The 17,710-nt window shown below is 64.5% G+C and carries 16 protein-coding genes and 1 pseudogene; 8 read left to right on the top strand and 9 right to left on the bottom strand.

Translation table 11 applies throughout. From position 1 onward, the window contains the following. Window positions 1-76: 76 nt before the first annotated feature. The 5 genes and pseudogenes from ACZYZ5_RS00935 to ACZYZ5_RS00915 all read left to right on the top strand — a co-directional run bounded on the left by ACZYZ5_RS00935 (window position 77) and on the right by ACZYZ5_RS00915 (window position 5,987). A complete protein-coding gene (locus ACZYZ5_RS00935; RefSeq protein ID WP_463898548.1) occupies window positions 77-1,975 on the top strand; it encodes an acyl-CoA synthetase in 1,899 nt (632 codons plus the stop codon). Window positions 1,976-2,068: 93 nt separating this feature from the next. Further along, window positions 2,069-2,797 carry an FAD-dependent monooxygenase gene (locus ACZYZ5_RS00930; RefSeq protein ID WP_463898547.1) on the top strand — a complete coding sequence of 243 codons (729 nt, stop codon included), beginning with the start codon at window positions 2,069-2,071 and terminating at the stop codon, window positions 2,795-2,797. Between the two features lie 116 nt (window positions 2,798-2,913). Continuing rightward, complete coding sequence (locus ACZYZ5_RS00925) at window positions 2,914-3,333, top strand: hypothetical protein (RefSeq protein WP_463898546.1); 420 nt, start codon at window positions 2,914-2,916, stop codon at window positions 3,331-3,333. Window positions 3,334-3,562: 229 nt separating this feature from the next. Beyond that, window positions 3,563-3,799: pseudogene (locus ACZYZ5_RS00920) on the top strand (ABC transporter ATP-binding protein); the annotation flags it as partial. A 64-nt stretch (window positions 3,800-3,863) separates the two neighbouring features. Next, window positions 3,864-5,987: an acyltransferase family protein gene (locus ACZYZ5_RS00915; protein WP_463898751.1), complete on the top strand. Its 2,124-nt coding sequence runs from the start codon at window positions 3,864-3,866 to the stop codon at window positions 5,985-5,987. Window positions 5,988-6,004: 17 nt separating this feature from the next. On the opposite strand, the gene ACZYZ5_RS00910 is transcribed toward ACZYZ5_RS00915, so the two are convergent. Next, the gene (locus tag ACZYZ5_RS00910) at window positions 6,005-6,439 is read right to left on the bottom strand and encodes a DUF6541 family protein (protein WP_463898544.1); all 435 of its coding nucleotides are present in this window, start codon (window positions 6,437-6,439) and stop codon (window positions 6,005-6,007) included. Window positions 6,440-6,508: 69 nt separating this feature from the next. Between ACZYZ5_RS00910 and ACZYZ5_RS00905 the strand changes: the two genes are divergently transcribed. Then, entirely contained in the window at window positions 6,509-6,631 is a 123-nt protein-coding gene (locus ACZYZ5_RS00905; protein WP_463898543.1) for a hypothetical protein, read from the top strand. Window positions 6,632-7,011: 380 nt separating this feature from the next. Continuing rightward, window positions 7,012-7,452 carry a hypothetical protein gene (locus ACZYZ5_RS00900; protein WP_463898542.1) on the top strand — a complete coding sequence of 147 codons (441 nt, stop codon included), beginning with the start codon at window positions 7,012-7,014 and terminating at the stop codon, window positions 7,450-7,452. Window positions 7,453-8,536: 1,084 nt separating this feature from the next. Here ACZYZ5_RS00900 and ACZYZ5_RS00895 read toward each other — a convergent pair. The 3 genes from ACZYZ5_RS00895 to ACZYZ5_RS00885 all read right to left on the bottom strand — a co-directional run bounded on the left by ACZYZ5_RS00895 (window position 8,537) and on the right by ACZYZ5_RS00885 (window position 11,489). Further along, the gene (locus tag ACZYZ5_RS00895; protein WP_463898541.1) at window positions 8,537-10,018 is read right to left on the bottom strand and encodes an NAD-dependent succinate-semialdehyde dehydrogenase; all 1,482 of its coding nucleotides are present in this window, start codon (window positions 10,016-10,018) and stop codon (window positions 8,537-8,539) included. A 184-nt stretch (window positions 10,019-10,202) separates the two neighbouring features. After that, a complete protein-coding gene (locus tag ACZYZ5_RS00890; protein WP_463898540.1) occupies window positions 10,203-11,063 on the bottom strand; it encodes an alpha/beta fold hydrolase in 861 nt (286 codons plus the stop codon). Window positions 11,064-11,081: 18 nt separating this feature from the next. Continuing rightward, window positions 11,082-11,489, bottom strand: a complete 408-nt coding sequence (locus tag ACZYZ5_RS00885; protein WP_463898539.1) for a hypothetical protein — start codon at window positions 11,487-11,489, stop codon at window positions 11,082-11,084. A gap of 218 nt (window positions 11,490-11,707) precedes the next feature. On the opposite strand from ACZYZ5_RS00885, the gene ACZYZ5_RS00880 reads away from it, so the two are divergent. Then, a complete protein-coding gene (locus tag ACZYZ5_RS00880; RefSeq protein ID WP_463898538.1) occupies window positions 11,708-12,697 on the top strand; it encodes a LysR family transcriptional regulator in 990 nt (329 codons plus the stop codon). 156 nt (window positions 12,698-12,853) lie between these two features. Here the strand turns inward: ACZYZ5_RS00880 and trxA are convergent, their stop codons facing one another. From trxA to ACZYZ5_RS00855, 5 genes are read right to left on the bottom strand one after another with little or no spacing between them, the layout of a single operon-like run. After that, window positions 12,854-13,282 (bottom strand): thioredoxin, encoded by a 429-nt coding sequence (trxA, locus tag ACZYZ5_RS00875; protein ID WP_463898536.1) that lies wholly within the window; start codon window positions 13,280-13,282, stop codon window positions 12,854-12,856. After that, the gene (gene clpB / locus ACZYZ5_RS00870; protein WP_463898535.1) at window positions 13,279-15,915 is read right to left on the bottom strand and encodes an ATP-dependent chaperone ClpB; all 2,637 of its coding nucleotides are present in this window, start codon (window positions 15,913-15,915) and stop codon (window positions 13,279-13,281) included. The genes trxA and clpB overlap by 4 nt, the downstream gene beginning before the upstream one ends. Further along, complete coding sequence (locus ACZYZ5_RS00865) at window positions 15,912-16,229, bottom strand: chaperone modulator CbpM (RefSeq protein ID WP_463898534.1); 318 nt, start codon at window positions 16,227-16,229, stop codon at window positions 15,912-15,914. Before ACZYZ5_RS00865 ends, clpB begins: the two co-directional genes overlap by 4 nt. Next, the gene (locus tag ACZYZ5_RS00860) at window positions 16,226-17,173 is read right to left on the bottom strand and encodes a DnaJ C-terminal domain-containing protein (protein ID WP_463898533.1); all 948 of its coding nucleotides are present in this window, start codon (window positions 17,171-17,173) and stop codon (window positions 16,226-16,228) included. The genes ACZYZ5_RS00865 and ACZYZ5_RS00860 overlap by 4 nt, the downstream gene beginning before the upstream one ends. Further along, window positions 17,166-17,708 (bottom strand): nucleotide exchange factor GrpE, encoded by a 543-nt coding sequence (locus ACZYZ5_RS00855; protein ID WP_463898530.1) that lies wholly within the window; start codon window positions 17,706-17,708, stop codon window positions 17,166-17,168. Before ACZYZ5_RS00855 ends, ACZYZ5_RS00860 begins: the two co-directional genes overlap by 8 nt. Window positions 17,709-17,710 lie beyond the last annotated feature (2 nt).

Genomic DNA, 17,710 nt, shown 5'->3' with positions numbered 1-17,710 from the left:
TCATCGAGATCGCCATCAGCACCGACGACGGGAAGATCGACCTGGAGCGCCAGCGCACGACGGTGAGGGACGCCCGGTGAACGGCACCCCTCTCTGGCCCTGGTATTCAGGCCCGGACGACGTCGTCGAGATCGAGAGGACCCCCCTCTCCGAACGCGGGCTTCCAGCATCGACGTATGAGCTGTTGTGCCGAGCCGCCCGGCTGTGGCCGGATCGGACGGCAGCGGCGATACTTCCGAACACCGAGCGCTGGCAGGAACCCATCGAACTGACGTTCGCTGAGCTTCTCGCCGATGTGAACCGGATAGCGAACCTGCTGGCAGAAATCGGGGTCGGCCGCAAGGACACCGTGGCCCTACTCTCGCCCAACTGCCAGGAGCTCATCTCCGCAACCCTGGCCGCCCAGGCTGCCGGGATCGCCGTCCCGATCAACCCCGGTTTGTCCGAGGATTACATCGCCGAGCTGCTCCAGCGCTCGGGCGCTCGTGTGCTGGTGGCCGCCGGACCCGATCTCGATCCCGACGTCACCGAGGCCGCGTTCAGCCTGGCGAAGAAGGGCCTGGTGGACTGTGTGCTCCTCCTGTCACCGACCGGCCAGGCACCAGCCGGCCCGGCCGCCATCGTCGGATCCGCAAGCGTGGACAACCTGACCCGCCGGGCAGCAGACGCGTCGCCTGAGCAGTTCCACGGTGATCAGCCCGGACCAGGCGATCTGGCGGCACTCTTCCACACCGGCGGCACAACCGGGACCCCCAAGCTGGCGGCACACACCCACGCCAACAAGATCACCGACTCTTGGATGATCGCGGCCTACGACCTCCTCGACGAGGACGACGTGTACTTCGCCGCCCTGCCCTTGTTCCACGTCAACGCCCTCATGGTGACCGTCCTCGCTCCCCTTTTCAAGGGCCAGACCGTCGTGTGGTCCGGACCGCTGGGCTATCGCGACCCTGCCCTTTACGACGTCTTCTGGAAGCTCGTCGAACACCACCGGCTTACCGCGATGAGCGCCGTTCCGACCGTTTACGCCACGCTCGCCGCGTCTCCCGTCAACGCCGACATCAGCAGCCTGCGCTACGCCCTGGTCGGAGCCAGTCCGTTGCCCGCGGCAGTGCGTGTCGGCTTCGAGACAGCCACCTGCGTCCCCCTCATCGAAGGGTACGGCCTGACGGAGGCGACGTGCATCAGCGTCCGGAGCTTCCCAGGCGCCACCGGGAGCTCTGTCGGCTGCCGACTGCCGTACCAGGAGATCAAGGCGGTGCATGTCGACGACGCCGGGCAGTGGCATGATGTCGGACCAGGCACAAGAGGCTTGCTGGTGATCAAGGGCCCGACGGTCTTCCCCGGCTACGTCGTCGGCAACGGCCCCGACGGCCTCTTACTCGACGGCCTCGGCAAACTGCGGGACGGCTGGCTCGACATCGGCGACCTCGGACAGGTCGATGAGAACGGCTTCGTCAAGCTCACCGGCCGCGCCAAAGACCTGATCATCCGAGGCGGCCACAACATCGACCCTGCAATCGTCGAAGACGCCCTCCTGACTCACCCGGACGTGACCGGCGCAGCGGCTGTCGGCAGACCCGACCGGCATGCGGGCGAGGTACCGGTCGCCTACGTCACCTTGGCCGCAGGTGCGACCACGAGGACTGAAGACCTGATCAGCTGGGCGGACGACCGGGTCGGGGAACGGGCGTCCTCGCCGAAGTCCGTCACCGTCGTCGACCAGCTTCCGGTCACTGCCGTGGGCAAGCCATACAAGCTCGCGCTCCGGGCGGACGCCACCAGGGTAGCGCTGAGCGAGACCTTGCGGGAAATGACATCCGTGCACGCCGTGGGCGCCGATATCGAGGACGGCACCATAGTCATCACCGTGAGCGCTGACGAGGCATCGCATGCGGCCATCAAGCGTGCCCTCGACGAGTACGGCGTCCGCTGGCGGCTCACGCATCGGACTGCACCGAAGGCGGATCGATGATCATCGTCCTCACGATAGCTCTGGTTGGATGCTTCACCATGCTCGGCCTGGCAAAAGTGGCCGGCGCGGCGGGGATGCCCGACCGCGCCGCACATGTGGGCTTTCCGCGCCCAGGTCGCCAACAGGTGGCGCGACCGCCGCGTCTTCCTCCTCGGCGACGCCGCCCACCTGAGCCCTCCCTTCATAGGTCAGGGCATGGGCGCCGGACTCCGGGATGCAATGAACCTGGCCTGGAAGGTCGCCGGGGTTCTTGCCGGCGACCTCCCCGCAATAGCGCTGGCCAGCTACCAGACCGAGCGCAAGCGGCACGCGAAAAGAACCATTACCGTCGCAAAGCTCTTCGGCTTCACCATGACCGCAGGTGGTCGCGTCGGAACCGTCCTGCGCAGGTTCCTGGCACCGGGCCTGCACCTCGTGGCAGGCATCCCCGCACAGCCCGAGACAGCTATACCCCCTGGCTCTCGCACTCGGCTCCGGGCAATCGCCCGCACGTCCGCCGTCGGACGTGTCTGCCCGAACGCCCCGACCTCGGTCACCCCGGACGCCAACCGCTTCGACGACATCGCCGGCAACGGATTCGCGCTGCTAGCTCTCGCGATCACTCCCGAGGAACGCGAACAGATCCTTGACAAGGGAGCTGCGCCGGTCGTCCCCGATCCCGGATCTGAGCTCCACCAGTGGCTCGTCCGACATCGAATGGCTTCGGGGGTCGTCCGCCCGGATCGCACCGTGATGTTCACCTCCGACTCGGTCTCCGGGAGCCTCACCCGCCTGCCGTCCTTCCACTCGGCAACCGCGGACGCCGAGGGAACAGAGCGATGAAAGGTCCCCTGCCCACCGTCCAACACCCCGTGGTGGTTCCCAATCGGTTCCCGGACGCTCAGCAACGCTCAGAGGCGCTTAAGGAGCGCGTATATGTCACCTTCACAGCCCTGGCCGTGACGATCGCTTCCGAACGCGACGCCGGGCACGCGACAGTGGCCGGCGCTGCACTCACGCTCCTACTCACCGTCCTGGGCACGCTTCTGGCCGTCTTTGTTGCAGATGTGATCGCACATATGGTCCGGGACAGCTCGCTACCCTCCCGGGCCGAACTCGCCCACCTCATATACGTGAGCTTCGGGTCTTTAGGCGTGATCGTCGCGCCGATGGCGATTCTTGGTCTCAGCGCACTTGGCGTGATCGGCGTGGCGCCAGCGCTCCGGATGATCGCGGCGACCCTCGTCGCCACCCTGGTAGTCGTCGCGCTCTTCGCGGTGCGGCGACCGCCCGTCAAGCCATGGCTTAAAATCCTTGTACTCGCCATCATGGCGGCGCTTGGACTCGCAGTGCTCGCCATCGAACTCGCCACCCACTGAACAGCTTCAGGTGGCCTTTGCACCGTCGGACGAACAGTACCGCCATGTCCTTTGCGGCTTGGTGTTCGGTGCGCGTTCAGGCGGGGCGGGGAGGACGCCCGCCTGCTCGGGTGGGGCGGGCCGGCCGGCCCGTCGCGGTCTCCGGGGCCCGGCGGGAAACCGGCAAACCAACATCCGGGCCCGCCGGTGATGGCAGCACCGGAGCCACCAAGAAAACGTCCATAACCGTCATACCGATCCCGAGGTGTTCCTTATCGATGAAATCCTCGCCGTTTGCGACGAACCTTTTCAGCGGAAGTGCATTGCCAAGATCCAGGAGCTGGCGCAAGACGGCAAGACGCTAGTTGTGGTCAGCCACGATCTGGATCTTGTCTCCCGGATCTGTGACCGGGGAGTCCTGCTGGAGCACGGTCGGGTAATGTTCGATGGACCCATTGTCGAGGCCGTGGCTTTGCTCCGGTCCTGAATGGGTCCTTGCGATCAAATCCTCATTCTCGCCATTCAGATTCACTCATCAAAGGCAAGGCTCCATGAGGACTGCCCTCAAGACTTCCGCCGTCTCATCGGGTGGCAACCCTCCTGACGGAGCGCGGCCAGCGCCTCGTCGGGACATCCAGGGGCTGCGGACCGTGGCCGTGGGTCTCGTTATCATCTATCACCTGTGGCCCGAGCTACTGCCTGGTGGATTTGTCGGTGTAGATGTCTTCCTCGTGATCTCCGGATATCTCATTGTTGGATCCCTTGTCCGCGAGATTCAGGCCACGGGGCGGCTGAACATGGGCGAGTTCTATTCCAGGCGGATCCGGCGCCTGCTGCCCGCCGCAACTCTGGTTCTGCTGACAACATTGGTGGCTGCCGTCATTGTGCTGCCTCAGTCCCGGTGGCAGCCAATTGCGCTGGACGTCATCATGTCTGCGCTGCAGCTTCAAAACTGGAACCAGGCGTTCAGCACCGGAACTTATGAGGGCGCCACCGCGCTCGTGTCGCCAGTGCAGCACTTCTGGTCCCTGGCCGTTGAGGAGCAGTTTTACCTGCTGATTCCGCTGCTGCTGGCTTCAGTGGCCTACTGGCGCTGGGTTCCGGGAAAGTCACTGCAGCGCCGCTGCCTCAACTTCTTCATCGGACTTTCTGCTGTATCCCTGGTCCACAGCATTGCCCTCTCGCAGACTCACCATGACGTGGCCTATTTCGCAACAACCACGCGGATGTGGGAACTGGGGTTCGGCGGGATACTTGCGCTGACGAAATTCTCGCCACTTCTCAGTCACACATGGCGACGCCTTCTCGGGTGGGCGGGGCTGGCGGCACTTGCAGCTGCAGCCCTTGCGTTCTCAACTCAGCTGGCGTTCCCGGGATATGTTGCGCTTCTTCCGGTTTTGGGGACCGGTGCCCTCATACTCGTCGGGGAGGACAGCAGAGCAGGCGCGCCCGCCCCGCGGGGCGTCACAGGACTGCTGTCGACCGGGCCTTTCACCTGGTTAGGCGATATTTCGTATTCGCTCTACCTATGGCATTGGCCGGTCATTGTCTTTTTCGTCCACATCGCTGGCCGCTCGCCCCAGGCAGTGGACGGCGTTCTGCTGGTTGCGCTCAGCGTGGCGCTGGCTGCCGGATCCTACCGGTGGGTAGAGCAACCTTTTCGCCGGGGAACCAGATTCTCGTGGTTCCGCGATGCGATGACGGCTAAGGGCAGGCACCTCGGCCGGGGTAGGACGGCATACGCGCTAGGAGCCTCGCTCATTGTGACCACAACGCTCGTGGCGGCCGTGCCGTGGGCGGCTATGGAAATCAAGTTCTCCGGGATCGAACGGACACTCAACATCCGGCAGTACCCGGGAGCCCTGGCCATGGACCCCGCATCAAGAATTGATCCTCCGCGTGGACTGCCCGTTCAACCGGACCCTGCCGTGGCGCTCAAGGATGTGCCCTTGACGGCTGCGGGCGACTGCGGCGTCTTCGATCCGTCGAAGCAGAATGCACACAGTTGCGTTTACGGTCCAGCGAACGCCGACAAGGTGATGATCGTCGTCGGAGACTCGCACGCCGCCCAGTTCGTGGACCCGCTGGTTCTTGCAGGGGAGTCGTCGGGCTGGAAAGTCCACGCCATGGTCCGGAACGGCTGTCCCTTCTCATCTGCACCGCCGGAATCGGAGCAGGTGGTGTTCCGAGGCTGTTCGGACCAAAACGAGGTCACGTTGGGGATGATTCTGGACCAGAAGCCGGAACTCGTGGTGGTTTCCGGGATGCATCCAGAGGGCTACGCCAAGGACCTGAAATGGCATTGGGCTGGACCCGGCAGCCTTGCACGCGGCTACGTGGACCTCGTGGGCCGTCTGCGGGCGCAGGGTGTCCGCGTGGCAGTCATTCCCGACATCCCCTTTCCGGACCGGTCCGTGCCGGACTGTGTGGCGGCGGTAGGAAATGATCACAGTTGCTCCGTTCCTGCCCGGGACGGGGAACGGCACGAAGATCCTCTCCGCCGCACAGCGCTGGACCTGGAAGGCGTGGAGCTTCTGGATCTTGATCCATATTTATGCCGCGATGGCACGTGCCCGGCAGTTCTGGGGAACGTCCTGGTCTACCGGGACAATCACCTGACGAATACCTTCGCCAAAACCCTGGCCCGTCCTCTCGCCACGATGCTTGGTCTGTAGCGCTGCTCCCGAATAGCCTAGCGGCAGGCCGTCAGCTCCAGCAGTTTCGCGTCACCGACCTGCGCCACCAGCTCGAATCCCGGAGTCGAACTGGGTATCAGTAGTCCCTGGAAACCGTGGTTGCCGCCGTGTACTTCCCTGGTTCCGAAATCAAGAACATAGGCGACGCCGGTCTGCCGGACGGCCGGACAGACGCTGGGATCAGTGGTCGCGTCGCGCAGTTTATCGTTGAGGAGTAGCTCGGCATCGGTGTACGTGGTGAGTGTGTGTTTGGATGTCGTGTTGCGGTCCGCCACTGCAAAGGCCATCGCACCGCCGGTCCAGGGATTGACCGCAATCGTTGCCCCTTCCGGGACCAGGTCGTCCAGCTTTTCGAGCAGGGCCATCTCATCAGCACTGACCAGTGGTGATTCCGCCGTCGATGCGTAATTCACCCGCGCGGAGGAGCCCACGGTCCGGAAGGTCACCGACCGTCTGGCTGGCCGGTTTCCCGATGCGCCCAAGGCCTCATCGCGGGAATCGTGGCGGAGGAATACGACTCGCTGAACACGGGCCGGATCAAAATTTACATCCCGACCCTGATCGAAAACTCGGTCAGAAACCGGCTGCACCACGACTTCGATACCAAGACGACACTCGACTGACTGGAGTGCCTGCAACAGTCCACCGAATGTCACTGCCCGGCGGCGCGAGAACTCACGGCGCATCCTCCGCCCCAACGAACTAATCTGCTGCCAGCGCCCGGTGGATAGTTGACTCTCAGACAATGCAGCTTTCCAAATGACTCAATACGCGGGGACTCCCCCGCCCGACAGCCAAGTCTCGGCCAACCGCGCCCACACGCGCACACAGGGTCACGGACGACAGGCGGCACCGGCATGGAACTGCCGCCCCGGTGGGCCGCCCTTGCGTGCGCGGCAGGCCCCAAGATCCGGGAATCGACTCTTTCCGTCTGGATAGCCGCGCCCAGCCGAACCACGGCAAAGCGGCGGTTAAAGCATCGGGGGGGGCCGAACTGGACAGAGTGGTCTTCCTGACACTAATTCAGCGTTGGCAGCCGGGCGGCGCCCCGGCCGACCAGCGCCAGCGGCGAAGCATCCCCGGGAATGCCAAGGAGATAGGGAACGGATATGAAAAGCATTTTGACCGGTTCCTCGCAGAGGCCTCGACCACCGACCGGGAAACCGACGGAGGGTTGGACAAGGAAGAGCTGTACGGCCTGTACACCAGCTGGTGCCTCCTCAACGATTTCCAGCCGGAGCCCGCCGAGGCGCTGTGGGAGGCCCTCAAAGGCCGCCGAATCAACACTGACGACAACACTCTCGCCATGTCCGGTCCCGCCGCGTTGGATTACATCGTGAAGCAGCTCCCCCGACCTGGCGCAGAACGCCCGACGGCGAGTCGCTTGAGGGGGTACGCAGCCCCTGGCAGCGTCAGAGCGCGGGACAAAGTTCGGCTCTGGTGAAATCTTACGTTTCCTCTCGCGCCCTCGACGCCACAAGGGATCGCGGAGGATGGGGTTGTGCAGCCTTTGCACGGCCATCTTCCCGCCGAGTCCATCCGCGTCGTTCCTGGTAGAAGGCCAAAATGCGGTTCGATTCCGATTCGAGGCTCTCTTCATCAATGCGTTTCCCGTCGAGGCCCCGCCTACCGACTGGCCGGGCTCAGCGAGCTCAAGATCAGCTCTGGTTCGGTTGCCAGGGCATGCAGTCCCCTCCGCATTCCTGCATGAACAGGTATCAGAGCGGAAATTCCGGACCGGCCGCAACCCTCGGTCGATCAAAAGAAATAGCCAGCAAGTCATGTTGTACGCGGTTCTAGACACCATGAAGTAGTGAACGCGAAAACCCAACGAAAGGACGAACGAGGATGAACACACATAAGAGTCCCCAGGGGGTGGTACCCGGTCCGCCGTAGGCAGCCGCTCCCCTACACAACCGAATAGGCCGTTCCGGGACCCCACACACCCGGAACATCAGATCAGAGGTCAGAGTGTGCACAATGTGCACACGAAGAAACACCAAAAAGGCCCCTGACCTGCGGAAACACTGTGCCCGAGGTGGGACTCGAACCGGGTTCCAGCCCTCGAATTTCCGCCACTCCCCCGAAAACCTCCGAAGTCCGGCCCAGTCCGGCACCAGTACGGCCCGATCCGAAGCCCAGGGTGTGCACATTGTGCACACCTTGGATCTTGCCCCGCCAAAGACCTCCCAAACAGCCTCACCCGCATTGAACGGGTGCGGCGTTTCTCTGTCTCGATAAAGTTGAACGAGCCATTCAACTCCACGAGCGGGAGCAGCCTGGTCATGACCTCGCTCTTTGCGGGCTCTTGGGCTGACCTCGCAGGGCTGTCGGTCGCCAGGCGCCTCATAACGATTCCACCTCCGTTCATCCCCTTCATGGTCGGTAGCGTCGAGAGCCGCATGACCGGGCAGTGCCCCTCAGAACCTCTCCCCCGATGTCCAGAAGCGTGCACGCAGCAAAGGGGTTTCCCATACTTCGAGAACGGGAGACCCCCTGCGGTTTGGGGTGTAAGTCGACCGCCGTGGTTAGCTGGCGTAGGGGTCGGCGATGCCGATGTACTGGGTGTAGAGGTATTCTTCGATGCCCTCGAGGCCACCTTCCCGGCCCAGGCCTGACTGCTTGACCCCGCCGAAGGGTGCCGCGGCGTTGGAGACCACACCTGCGTTCAGGCCCAGCATGCCGGTCTCCAGGCGTTCGCCCATCCGGATGCCCCGGTTGAGGTCCCTCGTGAAGACGTAGGCCACGAGCCCGTACTCGGTGTTGTTCGCCAGGCGGACGGCCTCTTCCTCGGTTGAGAAGGTGACGATCGGGGCGACGGGTCCGAAGATTTCCCGGGATAGTATCCGGGCGCCTTCGCGCACGTCGAGGAGAAGGGTGGGTTCGTAGAAGTATCCCGGACCGTCGACCGGTGCCCCGCCCGTAATTAGGACGGCACCATCACTCACGGCGTCGGTAACGAGCTCGTGGACCTTGTCCCGGCTCTTGGCATCGATCAACGGGCCGACCTTGGACTCCGGTTCGGTGCCGCGTGCGATGGTCATCTCTGCCATCTTCGCGGCGAACTTCTTGGCGAACTCCTGCGCGACGGATTCGTGCACGATGAACCGGTTCGCGGCCGTGCAGGCTTCGCCCATGTTCCGCAGCTTCGCCAGCATTGCCCCGGCGACGGCGGCGTCGACGTCGGCGTCCTCAAAGACCACGAACGGGGCGTTCCCGCCGAGCTCCATCGAGGTCCGCAGCACGTTCTCGGACGCATCCGAGAGCAGCCGGCGGCCGACCTCAGTGGACCCGGTGAAGGAGAGCTTACGCAGCCTCGAATCCTTGATCAGCGGCCCCGTGGTGGCACCGGCCGTGGACGTCGGGATCACGTTCAGCACCCCGGCCGGCAGCCCGGCCTCCAGCATCACCGCGGCGAACAGCTGCGAGGTCAGCGGCGTCAGGTTCGCGGACTTCAGCACCAAGGTGCAGCCCGCGGCGACGGCGGGGGCGACCTTGCGGGTCGCCATGGCCAGCGGGAAGTTCCACGGCGTGATCAGCAGGCACGGGCCCACCGGCTTCTTCGTCACCAGCAGCCGGGACTTCCCGTCCGGGGACACCGAGTAGCGCCCGAAGGCCCGCACGGCCTCCTCGGAGAACCAGCGCAGGAACTCCGCGCCGTAGGTGACCTCGCCGCGGGCCTCGGCCAGCGGCTTGCCCATCTCCAGCGTCATCAGCAGCGCGAAGTCATCGGCCCGTTCGGTCACGAGCTCAAAGGCGCGGCGCAGGATCTCCCCGCGCTCCCTGGCTGGGACCCTCGCCCAAGACTCCTGCGCGGCAGCGGCCGCGTCCAGGGCCGCCATGCCGTCTTCAGGTCCGGCGTCGGCAAGACTCAGCAGGACCTTCCCCGTCGACGGGTCCTCCACGTCGAAGGTCTTCCCGGACACGGCCGGACGCCACTGACCATTGATCAGCAGGCCCGTCGGGACAGAGGCCAGCAGGGCGCTCTCATGCTGGGCATTTGTTGACATCGTTCGCTCTCCAGGGTGTTTTGAAGGAAGCCGTGGCGGTGTGCAGCACGACCTTCAGCAGTTCGGTGCGGTAGGGCCGCCAGAAGCAGTGCATGAGGACGTTAAACCTTCGGGTGTCTCATGCACCCACTGGCGTCGGTGCCGGCCCTCCTGGGTCGGCACCGACGCCTTAGGCGAGAACCGGCTAGGCTCGGACGCTTGTGTTGGTGCGGATCAGGTCCAGAGCCTGAACGAGGTATTCCTTGAAAACCGGGTAGTTCTCGCTCATCGGGAAGTGCCCGATGGCCTTCATCTCGATGAACTCGGCACCCGGGATCTGGCTGGCCGTGCGGGCTCCGTCTTCAGGGGTGGTGAGGTAGTCGTACTCGCCGGTCATCAGGACCACCGCACATTTGTCGGTCTGGATTTCGCCCAGTTTGCCGCGCAGATCGTGGTCCACCGAGTAGAAGTACAGGTCACCCTTGAACGCCTCGGAACCCTGAGTGTAGTAGAACCACGTTTTCCAGCGGTCCGCCTCCGGCGATTGCGGGGCCATGAGATCCCAGGTGCCGCTGCCGCACACCTGAGCGGCATTGGCATGGGGGTGCTGCCACCAGTCGAGGTAGAAGCCCGGTGAGTGGTCCGCTCCCTCCACGGGGATGACGGCGTCGAACCTCTCCGGGAAGCGGTGGGCGAGCTGCAGCGCTATGTTGCCGCCGAAGGAGGATCCCATGAAAATGGGGTCAACAAGTTCCAGTGCATCGACGAGGGCGACGATGAAGTTGGCGAAGTGGTCCGCGCTGAGCTGGTACTCCTCGGTCCACCACTCAGTGTTTTCAGGGGGGTCTGATTTGCCGTGGCGGGGGAGGTCGTAGGCGATGACGCGGTAGTTGGCGGTGATCTCCGGGTCCTCCAGCAGGCCGCGCCACTGGTGGTTGTGGGCTCCGGCGGTGTGCTGGCAGACCAGGGGCTGGCCCTGTCCGTTTTCGAGGTAGAAGACCTTGTATTCGAGGCCGTCCACGTCGACTGTGACGTAGTGGCCGGTGACGGGGGAAATTTTGCTCATGTCAGGAACTCCTATGGTCTAGACGGGTGCGCCGGTGGAGCGCAGCAGTTCGATCTGGCGGGTGATGCAACGCAGGTTCTGCATCAGAATCAGGACGTCGCCCTCCAGCTTCATGTCGCGCTGGAAAGTGGCGGCCCAGATGCCGTGGTACATGGGAGCCGGGACGGGCTTGCCGAATTCACCCCAGGTGTGGGCGCTGGCCCGGATGGCGAACTGGTAGGGCACCTCGATGGGTCCCGGGTCCACGGAAATCTGGGCGATGGTGCCCGACACCACCCGAACAACAAAGGTGTGCGCCTCCATGTCCAGCAGGTAGGAGCAGGTGAAGTACTTTCCGTGGGCCTGGATTTCCGGGTCCTGGTTGTTGGCCTCGGTGAAGCTCTGAACCCAGGATTCTACAGAAGGGGCACGTGTTGCGACCGTCATGTCGTTGTTCCTCTCATTGGTCTCGCGGAGGGTCGGACTTCTCTGCCCGAGCCTCGAAAGCGGGGTTCCTGGAGTGCCTTTGGCGGCTGTCTCCGTTGGCAACCCTTCGCTGTTTCCATTGCAGCCCCCGTGACCCCGAACGGTCCAATACCTGTGCCCTATCCACCAATAGGCCCAAACTATTGGACCCCGATTGTGGCGGAGCTTAGAGTTGAACGATGCAGCAGCCACAGCTAGACCTGCGCGTCCTGCAGTACTTCGTCGCCGTTGCGGAAGAATTGCACTTCGGTCGAGCCGCTGCGCGGCTCCATATAGCTCAGCCATCCCTCAGCGTCCAAATACGGAAGCTTGAACACTCGCTGGGCACTCCCCTGCTGATCCGGACCAGCCGCAGCGTCTCCCTGACCAGCGCAGGGGATGTCCTGATGGGTGAAGCTAAGCGCCTTTTATCCGCCGCGGAGCGCGCCGTTTCGTTGACGCGTGAGGTCGCCAGCGGCGTGCGGGGCACCCTGATAGTCGGCTTTCAGGCCAACGCGGCCGCTGAACTGACCCCGCGGATCCTCGCCGCGTTCAAGAACAACCACCCGGAAATTCACGTCCAGATGAGGTCCTTCGATTTCGCCGACCCCACAGCGGGTCTTGCCGACGGAAGCGCTGACGTGGCATTTGTACGGCCGCCCCTGCCAGCGGCTGACTGGCTCGCCATGGAGACACTGTTCATTGAGCCGCGGGTCCTCGTAGTTGCCAGCAGTTCCCGCTTTGCCGGTCTGTCCGAGGTCTCGGTGGAACAGGTCGTTGATGAGTCCTTCGTCGCCCGCAAGGCTCCGGATAAGTGGAGGGATTTCTGGCTCGCAACCCAGGCCCGCGGCGGGCAGCCGGTCCGTCTGGGCACTCAGGTAGCCACCGTCGACGAGTGTTTCGAAGCCATCATGGGTGAGCGGGGCATTGCGTTCACTCAGGCCTCGACCCAACGTTTCTATGACCGTCCTGGGCTGTCTTTTATCCCCGTCAGAGACGTCCCGCCCTCTCCGCTGTCGATTGCATGGCGCACTGACGTCAATGACGGGCTGGCGCGCGAGTTCGTGGAGACGGCCCGGACCTTGGCCTCGTTCGGAGGCGTACCAAACCTCGTCGACTCCCCTCTGCCTGCCTCGCTATCCTCTTCGACCAGTCGAATTAGCGGCACTGACGATCGCAGTGCAGCCTAGCAATGCCGCCGATATTGCGTCTAGTGTAGGTTGCCCGCCGAGGCACCGACTGGGGGGCTTGCGGTTGCCGGCCCGAACGGGAGGAAATCTCCCGCCATTCCGGGAACCAACCAACGCTGGGCGGGAAACCGCCCGCCGTCGTCCGCTGTTCTTGAGCTACTTCGTGAGGGCCCCCTCCAACCAGGACCTCAGCACCGGCGCGGGAGCCGCGCCGGCCTGCCTCGCGACGATCTTGCCGTCGACGATGACCAGCAACGTTGGCACTGCCTGAATGGCGAATCTGGCGGAGAGCTGCGGCGAGTGGTCCACATCGACCTTCACAAGTTTGATCTGCCCCGCGCGTTCGTGTGCCAACTGGTCCAGCACGGGGCTCACCATCCGGCAGGGTCCGCACCAGACCGCCCAAAAGTCCACCAGTACCGGAACGCTGGGCCGTTCGGCGATCGCGCCGAAGTCGTCGTCGCCCGCTTCAACCACCCAGGGAAGCTCCCGGTGGCAACTTCCGCAGCGTGGCCGGCCCTCGGCGACAGCCGGAACGCGGTTGGACTTGCCGCAATGGGGACATTTGATGATGGCCTTGTTCATGCCGTTCCGGCCCCTTCCAGCTCCATCGTGCTGTAGTCAACCACGAGTTCCCCTTCGAATGCGGTCACCCTGACCACTCCGCCCTCCGCGATGCTGCCACGCAGCAGGGCACGGCCCACCTGCGTTTCCACCACGTGGGAAATATAGCGGCGCAGGGGCCGGGCTCCGTATACCGGATCGAAGCCGCGTTCGGCAATCAGGAGGCGCGCCTCCTCGGTTAGGTGCAGCTCTATTTGCTGCTCGGCCAGCCGCTGCCGCAGCTGCTGGAATTGCAGATCAACGATGCGTTCGATTTGCGGCAGTCCCAGGGGCGCGAACAGGACCGTATCGTCCACGCGGTTGAGGAACTCGGGGCGGAAATGCGCCCGGAGCTCACCCATGACCATGCCTCGCGCCTCCTCGGTGATCGCCCCGCCTTCGGCCGAACCCTCCAGAAGATACTGGGAGCCGATATTGGAGGTCATGATGATGACGGTGTTGCGGAAATCGACGGTCCGGCCTTGCGAGTCCGTAATCCGTCCGTCGTCGAGCACTTGCAGGAAGGTGTTGAAAATGTCCGGATGGGCCTTTTCCACCTCATCGAACAGCACCACCGAGTAGGGCTTCCGGCGTACCGCCTCCGTGAGCTGTCCTCCTTCGTCGTAACCGATGTAGCCAGGAGGCGCCCCCAGAAGCCGGCTCACGGTGTGGCGCTCCTGGTACTCACTCATGTCCAGCCGGATCATTGCGTTCTCGCTGTCGAAGAGCGCCGCAGCCAGAGCCTTGGCAAGCTCGGTCTTCCCGACGCCGGTCGGGCCGAGGAAGATGAAGGAGCCGATGGGCCGGCGGGGATCCCGGATACCGGAGCGGGCGCGGATGATGGCGTCCGTCACCGCGCTAATCGCTTCTTCCTGCCCCACGACGCGGGCGCGCAGGATTTCATCCAGGTGCAGGACTTTTTCACGTTCGCCCTGCTTCAGCCGTGCGACCGGTATGCCTGTCCAGGCCGCGACAATGTCGGAGATCTCGTCTTCCGTCACCACCTCGCGGAGCAGGCGTTTTTCACCCTGTTTCGCGGTCAGCCGTTCCTCCTCGGCGGCCAGCCGCCGTTCGAGGTCACCAAGTCGGCCGTAGCGTAGCTCCGCCGCCCGGTTGAGGTCGTAGTTCCGCTCGGCTTCCTCAGCCTCCAGCCGCACCCGCTCCAGTTCACTGCGGATTTCCTGCAGCTTGTGGATCGCCTGGCGCTCGGCTTCCCATTGGGCCCTCTTCGCGTCGGCCTCGGCGCGCAGATCCGCCAATTCACGCCTCAGCTCCTCGAGCCGGGTCTTGCTGGCCGGATCGGTCTCTTTGGAGAGCGCCGCCTCTTCGATTTCGAGCCGCGTGACCTTTCGGGTGAGCTCATCCAGTTCCGCTGGCATCGAATCAATTTCCGTCCGCAGCCGGGCGCATGCTTCATCCACGAGGTCAATGGCCTTGTCCGGGAGGAAACGGTCTGTGATGTACCGGTGGGATAGGGTGGCCGCAGCCACCAGAGCACTATCCTGGATCCGTACGCCGTGGAAGACCTCAAGCCGCTCCCGCAAGCCGCGAAGGATGGAAATGGCGTCCTCGACGTCGGGTTCCTCAACCAGGACCGGCTGGAAGCGGCGTTCCAAAGCCGCATCCGACTCAATGTGTTTGCGGTATTCGTCGAGGGTGGTGGCGCCGATCATGTGCAGCTCCCCGCGGGCCAGCATTGGCTTCAGCATGTTACCGGCGTCCATCGACCCCTCGGACGCGCCTGCCCCGACGACGGTGTGCAGCTCGTCCACGAAGAGCAGGATCCGGCCTTCTGCCGCCAGCACCTCGGCCAGCACCGCCTTCAGCCGCTCCTCGAATTCGCCGCGGTACTTGGCACCGGCCACGAGGGCGCTCAGGTCGAGCGAGAAAATGGTCTTGTTCTTCAGGCCTTCCGGCACATCCTGCCGGACGATCCGCTGGGCCAGTCCCTCCACAATGGCGGTTTTGCCGACTCCAGGCTCGCCGATAAGCACCGGATTGTTTTTGGTCTTGCGTGAAAGTATCTGGACGACACGCCGGATTTCCGCGTCGCGGCCGATGACCGGATCCAGCTTTCCGGTGCGGGCGTCCGCCACAAGATCGCGGCCGTACTTCTCCAGCGCCTCGTAGGTCTGCTCCGGCGTAGCAGAGGTGACGCGCTGGTTTCCCCTGACCTGAGTCAGGACCGAGAGGAACGCCTCGCGGGTGATGCCGTGCTCGGCCAGCACCTTGCCGGCTGCCGTGGACCGGCCTTCCTCCGCCAGCGCGACCAGCAGGTGTTCCACCGAGACGTACTCGTCTTTGAGCCGTTTGGCTTCACGTTCAGCGGCATCGAGGAGTGTGCCGAGCCTGCGGCTCACGTACACCTGCCCTGGCGCTGCCCCCGGTCCGGTCACCTTCGGCTTCCGCCGCAGCTCGGTCTCGACCGCCCTGTTCAGCTCGTCCACGTCAACCTGCATGCCCACGAGCAGCCGCGGAACGAGGCCACCCTCCTGCTCCAGCAGGGCCGCCAGCAGATGCTCGCCGTCGGTCTCGGTATGGCCGTGTTGCTGGGCGATCCGCTGGGCCCCTGCCAAGGCCTCCTGCGACTTCTGGGTCAAACTCTCCATATTCATCGCGAAGTAGTCCTTTCCACTTGCGTGATTTCAACCAAACGTCGTTCCAGCGTGTCCACCCGCGCCAGCAAGTCCAGTACCAGCGGGATTGCCGCATAGTTCAGCGCCAGCTCCGAATGCAACCGCAGGACGCGCGCGATCAGTTCCGGGGCCCGCGGACTGAACCACGGGCCGCCCGGAGCATCGCCACCTAGCGGCCGAATCAGATCCAGCTCTACGAACCGTCTGACGACGTCGGGGTGGACACCGCTGCTGCGCGCCACCGCCTCGAGATTCAGGCGCCACGGATAGGCGAGCGGATATTCTCGGCTCATAGAAGCCCCTCCCTAGGGTGAAAGTCGGACTCGGCGGCAAGCTGCTCGTATAGCTTGCGCACCTCGCTGCTCAGCCGCGGGGGCACCATGACGCGTATCTCCGCGTAGAGGTTCCCCGGCTGGCCCTTCGGGTCGGGCAGGCCCTGGCCGCGAAGCCGAAGTCTGCGCCCGCTGGAAGACCCTTCGGGAACGGTGATGGTGACCGGTCCCGCAGGCGCGTTGACCTTTATCTTGGCCCCGAGAGCGGCTTCCGACGGCGTGACGGGAAGGCCGAAGTGAATGTCCCGGCCCTTGACCAGGTATCTGGCGTCCGGCTGGATGCGTACGGTCAGGAATAGATCCCCCGGCGAACCCCCGTCGCGGCCCGCCGCGCCCTCCCCCGCGAGGCGGATGCGCTGACCGTCCAGCACACCGGGGGGCACGTCAACGTCATAATTCCGAGTCTCGCCACCCGGCTGGGCCAGGCGGACGGTGCGCCGTCCGCCACGGATCGCTTCTTCGAGGGTCAGCCGAAGCTCGGCTTCGTGGTCCACCCCCTGAGCCGAACCTGCTCCCTGCTGACGGAACCAGCCACCGAGCAGATCCTCCCAATCGACGTCACCTCCCATGTCGACATGGGCGTTGCCGTAGGCGCCGCGTCCCGGGCCCGGCCGGGGGTCGGGACGCGGCCCGCCGGAACCCCGCTGCGTGCCGCCGCCGCCCGGGCCGGCCCCGCTGCCGGCGTACTGCCGGTAGTCGGCACCGAACCGGTCATAGCGCGCCCTGGTTTCGGGATCTGACAAGGTATCGTAGGCCTCGCCGATCTCCTTGAACTTGTCGGCGGCATCCGGCTCCCGGTTGACGTCCGGATGGTATTTTCTTGCCAGATTGCGGTAGGCGCGCTGGATTGCGTCAGGCTTCGCCGTGCGCGGGACGCCGAGAACCGAGTAGTGATCCTTAGCCACGGTCCGGGGTCACCGCCCGGCTCACAACGACGGCGGCTGGCCTGAGGATGGTGTCCGCGCCGCCGTAGCCCGGGCGCAGTACGGTCAGCACAGTCCCGGGGGGAGCCTCGTCCGTTTCCGACACACTGACCACCTCGTGGGTCCGTGGGTCGAAGGGGACGTTCTCGGCGTCAATCCGCGGATAGCCCAGGCGGGCCAGGATATCGATGGCCTGGGAGCGTATAGCGGCTATGCCATCGACGAGCGGGTCCCCGGCAGACGGGGCGTGGGCCAAGGCCAGTTCCAGGTTGTCCAGGACGGGCAGCCACGCCAAAGAGACCGCTGCGCGCTCCTGTGCCCTTAGCTGTGCGCCCTCCCGGGCGGCGCGCTTTCGCACGTTATCTGCGTCAGCCAGCGCACGGCGCCACCGGTCCTCCATTTTGGCCAGCGCGTCCGCCTGTGCAGCCGCTTCGGTTTCCCTTTCCTCGGGTGCGGCGGCTTCTGTCTCGTCAATTCCTGGATGGGCCTGGCCAGCGGGCCCTACCTGGTCACTCATGG

The sequence above is a fragment of the Pseudarthrobacter ribosi genome (genome assembly GCF_055412865.1).
Note: the sequence above shows the minus strand (reverse complement) of the source record. Positions and strands in the feature narration are given on the sequence as shown.